Genomic DNA, 10,895 nt, shown 5'->3' on the forward strand with positions numbered 1-10,895 from the left:
GTGCGCCCACTCACCCCGCCGCTCGGCATCCTATGGTCCACCCGTTTCGGAGGCAGCGCATGCATCGATGGACGCTGGGAATACTGTCAGGTACTGCGCTGGCCATGACGATGGTCGCGAGTGCGCGTGCGCAGACGCTCGACCGTTCGGCACGGTCGAACACGAGCGGGTTGTCGGTCGGGATGCATCTCAATACAGCGGCCATTCGATCGCCCGAGAGCGTGACCGACAAGGGCGGCGGCGTTGGGCTCCGACTCTCCTACGGTCTGAACCAGACGGTCGCGTTCTTTCTCGCCTACGATGTGGCCACACTCAGCGCGAGGCTGATGGACTACGGCGTGATTCACACCGACGTCGGCCTGCGCTTGTCGTTGGCCAACGGCACATCCGCGACCGTACCCTACGTGGAAGGTGCCTTCTCAGGACGCGCCTGGAACCAGGCGGCGTACACGAACGAGCGAGCATTTATCGGCAACGCCGCCACGTTCGGCGGCGGCGTGCAGCACTTCGTCAATCGAAGCATGGCGCTCGACGCCGGCCTGCTCTTCTCGCACGGCACCTTCACTGACGCCACGGTGAACGGCGTGTCCGTCCCGGACTACCGTGGCGACGCCGTGTGGTCGTCGCGATTCAATCTTGGTGGCCGGATGTATTTCCGGTGAGTACCAGATGATGCGTTTCGTGACGCATGTCGCCGCTGCATTGGTGCGGACGGCCTCCTGAAGGGCGAGATGCCGGCCATCGTTCCTCTGGCCCGTATGCGTACGCACACGCGGCTCGAACGTATCGGCTACCAGTAGCACGAGGCGACCATCACGGAGAGCGCGCCGGGATGAAGGTGGGGCAACGTGATATTCAGCAGGGTGAGCGGCCGAGTGGTCGACACCGCATCGGGTGGCCTGTACGATCTCAGCGTCGATCTGTACTCGTACAGGACACGTCTCCGTCCAACCTCTCTCTCGCATTCATGAACAGCCGATTCCTTCTGCCCTTCGTCGTGTTGTCCGCCGTGTTGTCACAGCCGGCGACGGCACAGGACAAAAAGATCGCGGTATCCGGATACGAAGGGATGATCGTTACGGGGTACGTTGACCACGGTGCTTTTTTGAACTTTGCCGGCCCCAATATTTCGTACAAGTCGGGCTCGACCAGAGTGATGTTCGGGATGTTGCCGTCGTTACGCTACAAAGAAGATCAATCAGCCATCAAGAACGCATCCGTTTTGCCTGTATTGGGAGTCGGAGTGAGTTACGCGTTCAAGCACATGGTTGTGCAATTGCCGCTGTATTACAACGCGAAGACCGCCACAAAAGACGGTTCCTGGAAGCCGGGCCTTGGGATCGGGTACCGTTTTTCCCAGTAGAAGCAATCCGCCTCTCATCGCGGACCGCACCCGCGAGCCGAGGGGCGTCGACTGTCCCGGATTGAAACGCCGAGTGCTTACGGCTCTTTTTTCTTGCTCTGCACCAAGTCGATGAAGAGACTGACGCTCGTCATGGACGACGGGGTGGTGAGTCGCTGCCAGTTCGCACCCTTCTCGATGGGATCGTGCTCGCGTGAAAGTCGCGTCGCCGTGAACGTGATCGTTCGGGCGGCGGCGTTGTACGTCGGGTGGTCAATTTCAATGACCATCGACCCCGGGGCTCTGCCGCTGCGGGCATAGGTGAGCACGGCATTGGGCGGGTTACCGCCGAACCACGATTTCCACCGGCTGGTGAGCACCTGGGGGCTGATCAGGCTGGCGTCTCGGAACGGTCGGTTCGCGAACATCGTCACCGGGTCGATGTCAACGAGAGTGAGCCGGAACGTTTCGTCTACAGGGCCGGTGGATTTCAGTGGGGTGGTGGTGCCTCGCGCGGCCTGCACCGTGAAGAGATACTCCTCGATCGCAGCCGACTGGGTTGCCGAGCCGGCAGTGGCCGATGCGGCTGACGTCGCGAGCGTGACTGCGGCAACCGCGACGACCACGGCGACAGACATCTTGATCATGAACGTGCGCATAGGGTGTGGAGAAACGAGTTCGGTGGCCGCTCGCGCTGGCGTCGAACAGCCGATGAGCAGGTGACGGACGGTCGCCATCGCGACGTCTCCCCATTCGTCGTTGACCTTCGTGTCGGCAACGACGTGGACGGCCATACTCCCGTCGCGGTGGCCGAGCAGCACCTGCACCGGGCGGATTCGGTTACGCGCGCTCCTCGGGATCCGCCAAGAACCACTCGACTCCGCCGCAGTGCGGGCAGCGCACGGGTCGGCCAGCGACTTCGAACCGGTCGCCAGTGGGGCCGCTGCGCATCGCCTTGGCGCCGGCAGAAAGCGCACTCCATAACTTCTTCATGTGCGGTGCTCCAAGAGGTTCGGATGGTGCTGGCGTTCGGCTGCCGTTTCCGGGCTCACGGGGTAACCGAGGCATCGGTCGGCGTTGCGCGCAGCAAGCGGGCCGCGGCACAACCGATCGCCACACTCAGTCGTGACTCGTACCCGGTCGCCGCTGCGCGACGTGCCACAACACGCCCGCTGGATCGACAAGATATGCGATGCGCAGCCCCCAGGGCTGCCCCGTGGGGGGCGTCGGTGGCGCGACGCCGAACTGTCCGGGTAGATCCAACGCAACGCCCTGCGGTCAATGCGAAATATGGCACGGCATGGCTGCGTTCATACAGCGCGGTACTGCGCCGCCAGCGCAACGGCAACCTTCGCGATGAGGTCAAGCGGCAGCGTCTCGGCATGCGGAAACGACAAGTTGCCCTTCGGTCCTCTGTACGGTGTACTTGCTTCTCGCACGGACGCGTCTGCAGTGACCGGTGGATAGATGCCGATGTGCTTCTTGAATGCGGCAAAGTAGAAGAACGTTCTGCCGATCGTAAACGCCGGCATGTTGTAGCTGACCGTTCTCTTTGCCTCAGGGACTTGGGCCTCTACCACACGCTGGATCTGCTCCAGCCGCTCCCTCAGCAAGGCTGGCTGTACAGCGAGGTATTCGTCATGTGAGAGGAACGGCATGCTTGGGGCTATTGAAGCGGCTGCGGGCGGAAACGGCGTCGTTTGTGCGGCCTACCGCTCGTATCGTTAGGCCGTGGCGGCGCCGAGTGTGCTTCGGCCCCCGTGCAGTATGACGCGCAGGCGGCTCCGCGTGTACCGTTGCAGCAAGATTGGGTAGACGTTCACCAGGACGTTTCCCACACTCAGATACGTGGCCCAGCCGTGCCATCCGATACGCCAGGCGTAGACCGCTGACACGATGCCCAGAGCCAGGAGCACGAGGTGACCGCGCTCACTCTGCTCCGTGCGTAGGACGAAGTCGGCCGCAGCACGACGACCGCCAATCACGCGGAAGTCCGGATTCGCTCGCCGCTCCCACTGGTTTGCAAAATCCCCATTGGGCGCGAACCGGCGAAAGACGAGGACGCCCAGCGCCCGATAAATCCGGCCGGTGCGCTCAAACTCGCGGATCTCGAAGTACGCGCGCGGGAGGACCCACCACAGTGCGATGCAGGCGAAGACGACGACCACAAACCACGCGCCTGGAAGCAGATCACCACTGGGGTACGTGTACGGCCGCAGTGGCCCCCACAGATAGAGCCAGAACATCAGGAGGGGACCCAACCACCCTCCGGCCATACTCGCGAACGGAACGATGTTGAGCCCATCCGTCGGAGGGTCGTGGCGCCGTGGTTTGCTCATGGAGGACTCCGGAGATTACGCGTGCTCAACCGTCTCGCCAGCGGCAAGGATCTGGCTGAATTCCACTTGAATCTTGGCAGCGTCGATCTTCGAAGCATTGCCAATCATCCCGCCTAGAAGTCCCATGATCGCTCCGTGATGTGCTTGTCGCCGTGAGAGTGGATGCAGTGTGTCCTGTGCTGCCTAACGTCAGTTTCTGCTGCGGGGCGACCGGCGGGCGCCGAGCCCCATTTCAGTGTTGTGGTCACCCCTTCAGTAGCAACCGTCGTTAGACCGACCCGCCGGGCGACCCGGGAGATGACCGACCGCCTTTGGCGGCGAGCGGCCCCATGACGAAGAGGGTGTTCCCGCACGGGTCGAGTAGATCAAAGGTGCGCGCGCCCCAAGGCTCATCCACCGGTGCCCGGAGCACGCCGACGCGTCCGCTCCACTCGGCATAGTACTGGTCGACGTCCTCGACTTCCAGCGAAACGCAGACCCCCCGCCCGTGCCCCGACATCGGCGCATCGATGGTAAGCGCGATGCCACCACGTTCCAGCCCCAGAATGCCTGCAATCCCGTCTTGGGAGGACTCGAACCGGATCGAGAAGCCCAACCCGTCCACGTAGAACGCTTTCGCGACGCGTAGATCATCGGCAGGCAAAAGGGGAATCGCACGTGCCATGGTCACCTCCTCTGGAGTGGCGTCTGTCGGAATCTCGGAACAGGGCGGTCTAACGCCCTTGTTCTGCTGCAAGGCGCAGTCATAAACGAATGCGCGTAGCGCGTTTGCTCAATAGCCGCCGTGTCATAGCAACTACTCGTTCGGCGGCTGGCTTTGAGGTGCGCGGGAACGCGCAGTGCCAACTGCCGAAGGCGGATTCACGCGAGTCCAAGGTGTGCGATGTGCTGGTCACACTCGTGAACACCCGGAAGTACGCCGACCGCCAGGTACAACGATCTGGCCTCTCGCCATGATGCCGCGGCCGCTGGTGACTGCCCAAGCGACTCGTGGGCGAGCGCCAGCACACGCAACGCATTCGCCAAGTCGAGCGATGCGTCGCCGTCATGCTGCCGATAGACGGCTACCGCCTCGGACGCTGCAGCCTCGGCCGCGCGATTCTGGCCGAGCTCACGGTGCAGGTCCCCCACATGCCGTTGCGCGTGGGCAAGTTGCCCCATGTCGTTTGCGACGCGAGCAAGGGCGGCTGCACGTTCATAACCCATGAGAGCGTCGCGTAGTCGCCCCTCCATCCGATCCTGCCTGGCCTGCTCGACGAGCAGCTCGGAATCCTCAGGCATGCGTTCCTCCGTGGCCGCCGAACGCCCGGCTTCTGTTGCGAGCGGACCGCCCTGTGAATAGGATGGCGCGATTGGTCGGTCCGCTCGGCAAGAGCAAGCATCGTCAGGCCCGCGGCCCCTACAAGCCCGGACGCCCGAAGGCAACCGCGACTTGAAGAACGCCCAGATCGGCTCGGCGAACTCAATGTCACGGTTCAGGATGCCGGTCACCGGGCTCGGAGGCAACAGGACAGTACGGCTGGGGGACTTACATTGCGTTGCCGACGCCGTCTCACAATCAGGCCTCGCGACCGTGGTGGCCCGGGTGAAACGACGCCTCCCATTTCCCGAATCAACGTGCAAAGGGGCGACACCGTGAGGAAATCTCGAATGCCGAGTCCGTGTTGCACGACCTGGCGGACGTTGGTTGTTTCGCTTCTGGTGGCGGCCGGCGCCTGCGCACGTCGTGACGCGAACGATGCGCCCGGCATCACGGCTCCCCCACAAGTCACACGGCCACCATCCGTCGAGCGGCAGATCAATGCCACCACGACCGATGCGGCCATCGCGGCCGTTCCGACCGGCGCCGAAGCACCGCATGTCGTCATCAATCCGTCGCCGGCCATCACCCCGCAGGGGAAACTGCTGGTGTTCCTGCCGGGGACACTGGGGCGCCCTTCGCAGTACAGCTACATCCTACGTGCGGCCGCCGCGCGCGGGTACCATGCCATCGGCGTCAACTATGTGAATCAGGTTGCCATGGGGACGCTCTGTCAGTTTAGCGCGGACCCGAACTGCTACTGGCAAGCCCGGAGTGTGGTCGTCTTCGGTGGCGGCACGCCAGTCGCCGGCCAGAGTGCTGTCACGCCGGCGAATTCCATCGTCAATCGGGTCACCCGCCTCCTGCTGTCGCTCCGCACTACCGCTCCCTCAGAGGGCTGGGGGCAGTTCCTGCGTGCTGACAACACCGTCGATTGGAGCAGCATCGTGTTGGCCGGTCATTCGCAGGGGGGCGGCCATGTTGGGGTGCTCGCCAAGTCGGTGCTGCTGGCGCGTGCCGTCTATTTCTCCTCACCGGAAGACTGGAACGAACTCACCGACCGGCCCGCACCGTGGACGAGCGCGCGAGCCAACGTGACACCGGCGAGCCGGCAGTTCGGCTTTGGTTCTGACTTCGACACGCTCGTCCCCAATGCGCATGCCTCGGCACACTGGACCGCGATGGGGCTGAGCGCGCCAGCCTCCGGACCGGTGCTTGTAGATGGAGCGGCGAGTCCGTACGGGGGGTTCCAGCAGCTGCGCACGCTGCTTTCCTTCAACCCAGCCAGCACGGCGCTCACGGCGGCCCTCAAGAATCACGGCGTGACGGTCGTGGATACCTCCACCCCGGTGGACGGTACCGGTGCGCCGCTCTTCAACGGCAACGGAGTGTGGGCCTATCTCTGCTTTCCGTAGGCTGATCGCTACGGGTTGCCCCACGCAGTAACCGGCGCTCGGCGGCGGCGCTATCGACCTCATCTGCCTCGCTGCCGTCGTGTGGCGACTCCAATCGCCTTCGTCTGGCTGATGGCCGCGCGGTTGTCCGCTCAGCCGCGAGCCACCACCACCTCACCGAGCGCCCGCCAGCCAACCAGATACCCGAGTGGCGGTGTCGTCATCGGCCCTAACGCGCGACGCGCCGTCCACCCCGTGCCGTGCCACGATGCGGGGATCCCGTCTGAGTGAGAATCAGGTTCCCCTCGACACGGTACTGACGCCGAACGCTGCGTTCTGCTGAAAAGGCTCTAAAGAATTCGCTGTGAACGGAGCAGCGCGAAACGCTGCGCAGTTACACAGCGCACATTATTGCCTTCGACTGCAGCAACGCTCGTTAGGCTCCACCCTATTCCGGTATGAAGGTGCCCACGACTGCCAAAATCACGATGAGACTTCCAATCACGATTGTCACGATGTTGGTCTTGCTGTACGTGTGATTCTCCGGCCTTTCTCCTTCCGCGACATATAGTCTGTTGATCCGTTGCGCAGTTTGTTGTACTGGTACCAGTGCGAGCAACGCAGCAAAGCTTAGCCACCACCACGGATCTGGTAGTCGCCAAAGCAGGCTCAGAACGAGATAGAGTGCACCAAGAACACCAGCACTCCACGAGACCGCCACATTCTCTGAGACGGCCATGTCTCGAATGCTTCCAAAGAGTCTGAAATTCCAGAGTGGTGCGAAGAAAGTTCGCCAGAATGGACTTATGTCCTTTGTCGATTTCGACTGCAACCTGACCCAATTCTGATAGCACCAGTAGAGCTCATAGAAGCCAAACGTGCAGATGGAGAGCACGATGAACTTCTGTGTCGACACGCTAAACAGTGGATATTCCGTTGCAGTTCTTGTCGCGGAGGCTCGCTGGGGAATTGGCTGGGGCTCGGGCGTCGGCACTGGCGACATCGGTGACGCGGGTTCAGCCGTTGAACGGGCGATTGGTCGCCCGCAGTGAATGCACGCGGCAGCCGCGTCGGACACACTCCGGCCGCAATCTGGACAAACGATCAAGGACATCGGTTACACTCCGTTTCGAGTTCGTGAGTCATTGCGTATGCCGAACGCCAGCTTCTGCAACGGGCGCTCCAGCACGATGCGCGCGGAGCGCGCTTCCGAAGACGCCCGTCTGCAGCAAGCATCGTGAGGCCCGCGCCGAGTGGATGGTGCGTCGAAACGGCCCGTCGCGCAACGGAGGGGAGACAGGCGGCGCGGTCGGTGGGTGTACACTCGGCGCTCCCCGGTCCTGGAGCGAGGATGCCCGACGCGGCGCCGGCGGCGCGTGGCGTCTACCCCCCCCCCCGGCGCCCTCAGGCGGTGCCGCTCTTTCGGTCGGTGTCGGACCATCTGCATCGCCTGCAGACGGTCTCCGACGAGCGCTTCGCGCGCAAGGCGGAGGGCACGCCGCCGCCCGTCGGTCGTTACTGGCGCGGTCGGCTATCACTCCGTATACTCGGCCGACCCCAATTGAATCCCATATCCAGAAGCCAATCATGAAGCGCTCCCTCAAGCTCCTCAGCGTCGCGAGCCTCCTCGTGCTCGTCGCGGTCGCCAGCGCGTTCTCACACCCGCGTGCGGACGGTCCGCAGGACTTCACCCTCGTCAACCGGATCGGCACGACGATCGAAGAGGTCTACGTGTCGCCCAGCACCGAAGCCGATTGGGAAGACGACGTGCTCGGCACGGATGTGCTCATCAACGGCGATAGCGTGGAGATCATCTTCGAGGACCGCAAGAAGCAGAAGGAGTGGGATCTCAAGGTCGTCACGGCTGCCGGAAAGAGCTGGATCTGGGAGGAACTCGACCTCATGACGATTTCCGAAGTCACGATCTCGCTTCGCAACGGAAAGCCGTACGCCACCACCAAGTAGCGCTCGATTCTGATCGACATCTCCTGCGTGGGCCATGCTTTGGTTGGGTAGTCATCGCAGGTCAACGAGGCACGTTATCCTGCTGGCAAATTCAACGGGAGTTTACCATGACCAAATCCATCGCATTCATCCTAGCCGCATTCATCGGCGCATCCGCCTTCGCACAGGAGCCAGCGGCTGCGTTGTTCGCGGGCACCTCGTTGCTGCATGCCGCGCAAACCTTGCCAGAGGAACTGGTGCAGAGGGTTTCCGGCGAAGTGATCGAGTCAGTCAAGGCCGACAAGGCCATCTAGGCGGGTGATTTCAAGAAGATCATCGCCCTGGTGGACGAGAAGATCGCGCCGCACCTGAACTTCCAGCGCATGACCGCCTCGGCCGTGGGTCGCTCTTGGCGACAAGCCACACCCGAGCAACAGAAGCGCCTGCAGGAGGAGTTCAAGACCTTGCTGGTGCGTACCTCTGCGGGCGCCCTCACCCAGGTCCGTGACCACAACGTGGTGATGCGCCCCATGCGCTCCAAGCCTGAAGACACCGAGGTCGTGGTGCGCACCCAGCTCAAGGGGAGCGGCGAGCCGATCCAGCTTGACTATCGGCTCGAAAAGGTCGAGAGCAAGTGGCAGGTCTATGACGTCTATGTGCGGGGCGTCTGGCTGGTGGACAACTACCGGTCGAGCTTTGCTCAGGAAATCTCCGCCGGGGGCATTGACGGCTTGATTGCCAAGCTGGCCGAGCGCAACAAAACGGCCGCCAACGCCATGCCCTGACGCACAAGCCCTGGACCATGCTGCTGCCCTCCACCCTGACCGAAAACGAAGCGCGCGGACGAGAGGCAGGGCACGCCGCCTCCTCTCACGCGGTGCTGGCGAGGTCCGCGATCGCGCCGTACGTTCGACGAATGGTCGACACTTTGTGGCGAGAGGGATTGAACTGTTCAGTGCGTCCCTAACTCCAAACTCTCAACTCCCAACTCCCCATCCAAGAACATGGCTTTTGGGAGACAATCTCAAGCAACTCCCCGGGGTATCCCATCTTGCCGCCCTTTAACGCGTCGATGCTGATGGCAGCGAGCTGGGTACAGTCGAAAACAAGCCCGGTCAGATAGGCTCTCTGACTGTATACAACCACCTGGCTCAGTTCTACGGCGCCATTACGGCTGAGGCAGCAAGCAAGGGCCTTGAGCTCTATGCTGAGCACACAGAGGACGCGCGCCAGCATCCTGGCAACCATCCGAATATTGATCGGCCACTGAGAATTGTGCTTGCCGGAAACGTCGTGCACGTCAAACGTGTGCTTGCAGGGGCCGCCGGGTAGTGCGCGGCCGACTCTGAATGCCGCCCCCGGTCTCCGTCCGTAGCAGTAGTGCCAACCAAAGAGGGATCAATATGAAGATCACGCATATCGCCGTACTGGCCGTGGCCAGCTTAAGTGCTTCTGTGGCGTTTGCCCAAGCCAAACCGGAAGATCAGATCAAGTATCGTCAGTCCGCCATGACGATCAACGCGCGCAGCAACGGGGCGCTCAACGCCATGGCCAAGGGTGACGTGCCTTTTAACAAGGAGGTGGCTCAGCGCTATGCTACCGTGATTGCCGAATTGTCCGACTTGCCATTGCTGGCAGGTGCGTATGGCCCTGGCACTGACAGAGGTGCGCTGACCAAGGCTGATCCTAAAGTTTGGAGTGAGCCTGAGAAATTCAAAGCTGCATTCGATAGATTCACCGTGGCCGCCAAAGCCTTGCCCGCAGCTGCCGGCGATTTGGCAACGCTGAAAACGGCGTTGGCTGAGCTTGGCAAGACCTGCAAGGGCTGCCATGACAATTACCGGATGAACGATTACCGGATGTAGTAATCGTTATCTATCAGGGCGTAGAAAAGCCGACTTTTGGGTCGGCTTTTTTTTACGCCCACTGTGCGGATCAGAGTTGTGTGACGATGAACCATACCAGTGTGGCCGAAAGGCCCGTAGCCTCACGTGGTCCCGTGCACGTCAGCTGGGGGAGTTTGACCCGGCCACCGCTGGGGGAATTTGAGGTGGCCACCGGGGCACCCACGCGGGGTATGCCGCGTAGATGAAACCGAAGCGTCATCGCCGAAGACGACGATCAAGCTCAGCAAAGACCTCGGCAGCCGGAATGCTCTGTACCTGCCCCGCGTCGAGCTCGGCGCCGCGCCGTGCGATCTCGTCGTCCCACGCCGCCACCGTATCCGGCTCACTCGGCTCGAGGCTCGCAAGTGGCAAGGCCGCCAGCCGCGCGCGATCTGTGCTGGGCCACGTCAGCAGCTGTTCAGCGAGCGTTTCAGCGTTTCGGTCGACCATGGGCATTTCCTTGTAAAGGCGTCTCGCAGTTTACGTAAGGGTCGATCGTAACCGCCATTCCCAGAACGCCGCGCGGTGGCTTTTCATCGCAGCGCAGAGTTACCGCGACGAATGCACTGCCAGGCAACCGAACGCCGCCTGCTTCGGCATAACGCCCGGCTTCTGCAGCGGGCGATTCGACAAGATGCGAGCGCAGCGAGCTACCGCGCTGCCCGCCTGAAGCAAGCATCGTTAGCCAAG

15 protein-coding genes and 2 pseudogenes are annotated in these 10,895 nt (G+C 62.3%); 8 read left to right on the top strand and 9 right to left on the bottom strand.

From position 1 onward, the window contains the following. The first annotated feature begins 104 nt into the window (after nt 1–104). Together ACIQ51_RS06990 and ACIQ51_RS06995 are read left to right on the top strand one after the other, a co-directional pair. On the top strand, nt 105–662 hold the full coding sequence (locus ACIQ51_RS06990) for a hypothetical protein (RefSeq protein WP_396204308.1): 558 nt from the start codon (nt 105–107) through the stop codon (nt 660–662). Nucleotides 663–967: 305 nt separating this feature from the next. Further along, nucleotides 968–1,363: a hypothetical protein gene (locus ACIQ51_RS06995; protein ID WP_396204309.1), complete on the top strand. Its 396-nt coding sequence runs from the start codon at nt 968–970 to the stop codon at nt 1,361–1,363. A gap of 77 nt (nt 1,364–1,440) precedes the next feature. Here ACIQ51_RS06995 and ACIQ51_RS07000 read toward each other — a convergent pair whose 3' ends face one another. From ACIQ51_RS07000 to ACIQ51_RS07025, 6 genes are all read right to left on the bottom strand, one after another. Next, on the bottom strand, nt 1,441–2,169 hold the full coding sequence (locus ACIQ51_RS07000; RefSeq protein ID WP_396204310.1) for a hypothetical protein: 729 nt from the start codon (nt 2,167–2,169) through the stop codon (nt 1,441–1,443). A gap of 13 nt (nt 2,170–2,182) precedes the next feature. Continuing rightward, nucleotides 2,183–2,335 carry a hypothetical protein gene (locus ACIQ51_RS07005; protein ID WP_396204311.1) on the bottom strand — a complete coding sequence of 51 codons (153 nt, stop codon included), beginning with the start codon at nt 2,333–2,335 and terminating at the stop codon, nt 2,183–2,185. A gap of 317 nt (nt 2,336–2,652) precedes the next feature. Further along, on the bottom strand, nt 2,653–3,000 hold the full coding sequence (locus ACIQ51_RS07010; protein WP_396204312.1) for an iron chaperone: 348 nt from the start codon (nt 2,998–3,000) through the stop codon (nt 2,653–2,655). Nucleotides 3,001–3,066: 66 nt separating this feature from the next. After that, nucleotides 3,067–3,681, bottom strand: a complete 615-nt coding sequence (locus ACIQ51_RS07015) for a hypothetical protein (protein WP_396204313.1) — start codon at nt 3,679–3,681, stop codon at nt 3,067–3,069. A 268-nt stretch (nt 3,682–3,949) separates the two neighbouring features. Then, complete coding sequence (locus ACIQ51_RS07020; protein WP_396204323.1) at nt 3,950–4,351, bottom strand: glyoxalase superfamily protein; 402 nt, start codon at nt 4,349–4,351, stop codon at nt 3,950–3,952. Between the two features lie 191 nt (nt 4,352–4,542). Beyond that, on the bottom strand, nt 4,543–5,172 hold the full coding sequence (locus ACIQ51_RS07025) for a hypothetical protein (RefSeq protein WP_396204314.1): 630 nt from the start codon (nt 5,170–5,172) through the stop codon (nt 4,543–4,545). A 192-nt stretch (nt 5,173–5,364) separates the two neighbouring features. On the opposite strand from ACIQ51_RS07025, the gene ACIQ51_RS07030 reads away from it, so the two are divergent. Next, nucleotides 5,365–6,396, top strand: coding sequence for a BPSS1187 family protein (locus ACIQ51_RS07030; protein WP_396204315.1), 1,032 nt, complete (start codon nt 5,365–5,367; stop codon nt 6,394–6,396). 427 nt (nt 6,397–6,823) lie between these two features. Here the strand turns inward: ACIQ51_RS07030 and ACIQ51_RS07035 are convergent, their stop codons facing one another. Beyond that, entirely contained in the window at nt 6,824–7,291 is a 468-nt protein-coding gene (locus ACIQ51_RS07035; protein ID WP_396204316.1) for a hypothetical protein, read from the bottom strand. Nucleotides 7,292–7,962: 671 nt separating this feature from the next. Here ACIQ51_RS07035 and ACIQ51_RS07040 point away from each other — a divergent pair. From ACIQ51_RS07040 to ACIQ51_RS07060, 5 genes and pseudogenes are all read left to right on the top strand, one after another. Further along, entirely contained in the window at nt 7,963–8,340 is a 378-nt protein-coding gene (locus ACIQ51_RS07040; protein ID WP_396204317.1) for a hypothetical protein, read from the top strand. 107 nt (nt 8,341–8,447) lie between these two features. Continuing rightward, nucleotides 8,448–8,633, top strand: coding sequence for a hypothetical protein (locus ACIQ51_RS07045; RefSeq protein ID WP_396204318.1), 186 nt, complete (start codon nt 8,448–8,450; stop codon nt 8,631–8,633). A 15-nt stretch (nt 8,634–8,648) separates the two neighbouring features. Then, a pseudogene (locus tag ACIQ51_RS07050) lies at nt 8,649–9,104 on the top strand (phospholipid-binding protein MlaC); the annotation flags it as partial. 226 nt (nt 9,105–9,330) lie between these two features. Further along, a pseudogene (locus tag ACIQ51_RS07055) lies at nt 9,331–9,651 on the top strand (DUF2322 family protein). A 71-nt stretch (nt 9,652–9,722) separates the two neighbouring features. Further along, entirely contained in the window at nt 9,723–10,184 is a 462-nt protein-coding gene (locus ACIQ51_RS07060; RefSeq protein ID WP_396204319.1) for a c-type cytochrome, read from the top strand. Between the two features lie 237 nt (nt 10,185–10,421). Here ACIQ51_RS07060 and ACIQ51_RS07065 read toward each other — a convergent pair whose 3' ends face one another. Continuing rightward, the gene (locus ACIQ51_RS07065) at nt 10,422–10,655 is read right to left on the bottom strand and encodes an addiction module protein (RefSeq protein ID WP_396204320.1); all 234 of its coding nucleotides are present in this window, start codon (nt 10,653–10,655) and stop codon (nt 10,422–10,424) included. Next, the coding region (locus ACIQ51_RS07070) for a hypothetical protein (RefSeq protein ID WP_396204321.1) at nt 10,636–10,895 on the bottom strand (260 nt) is incomplete at its 5' end. The genes ACIQ51_RS07070 and ACIQ51_RS07065, both read right to left, overlap by 20 nt.

The organism is Gemmatimonas sp. (genome assembly GCF_044344655.1).
In the GTDB taxonomy this organism is placed as follows: domain Bacteria; phylum Gemmatimonadota; class Gemmatimonadetes; order Gemmatimonadales; family Gemmatimonadaceae; genus Gemmatimonas.

What these genes read in the sequence shown, in the direction of transcription:
- ACIQ51_RS06990 (WP_396204308.1), top strand. Translation starts at nt 105, where the DNA reads ATGACGATGGTCGCGAGTGCGCGTGCGCAGACGCTCGACCGTTCGGCA.
- ACIQ51_RS06995 (WP_396204309.1), top strand. Translation starts at nt 968, where the DNA reads ATGAACAGCCGATTCCTTCTGCCCTTCGTCGTGTTGTCCGCCGTGTTG.
- ACIQ51_RS07005 (WP_396204311.1), bottom strand. Translation starts at nt 2,335, where the DNA reads ATGAAGAAGTTATGGAGTGCGCTTTCTGCCGGCGCCAAGGCGATGCGC.
- ACIQ51_RS07010 (WP_396204312.1), bottom strand. Translation starts at nt 3,000, where the DNA reads ATGCCGTTCCTCTCACATGACGAATACCTCGCTGTACAGCCAGCCTTG.
- ACIQ51_RS07015 (WP_396204313.1), bottom strand. Translation starts at nt 3,681, where the DNA reads ATGAGCAAACCACGGCGCCACGACCCTCCGACGGATGGGCTCAACATC.
- ACIQ51_RS07040 (WP_396204317.1), top strand. Translation starts at nt 7,963, where the DNA reads ATGAAGCGCTCCCTCAAGCTCCTCAGCGTCGCGAGCCTCCTCGTGCTC.
- ACIQ51_RS07045 (WP_396204318.1), top strand. Translation starts at nt 8,448, where the DNA reads ATGACCAAATCCATCGCATTCATCCTAGCCGCATTCATCGGCGCATCC.
- ACIQ51_RS07060 (WP_396204319.1), top strand. Translation starts at nt 9,723, where the DNA reads ATGAAGATCACGCATATCGCCGTACTGGCCGTGGCCAGCTTAAGTGCT.
- ACIQ51_RS07065 (WP_396204320.1), bottom strand. Translation starts at nt 10,655, where the DNA reads ATGGTCGACCGAAACGCTGAAACGCTCGCTGAACAGCTGCTGACGTGG.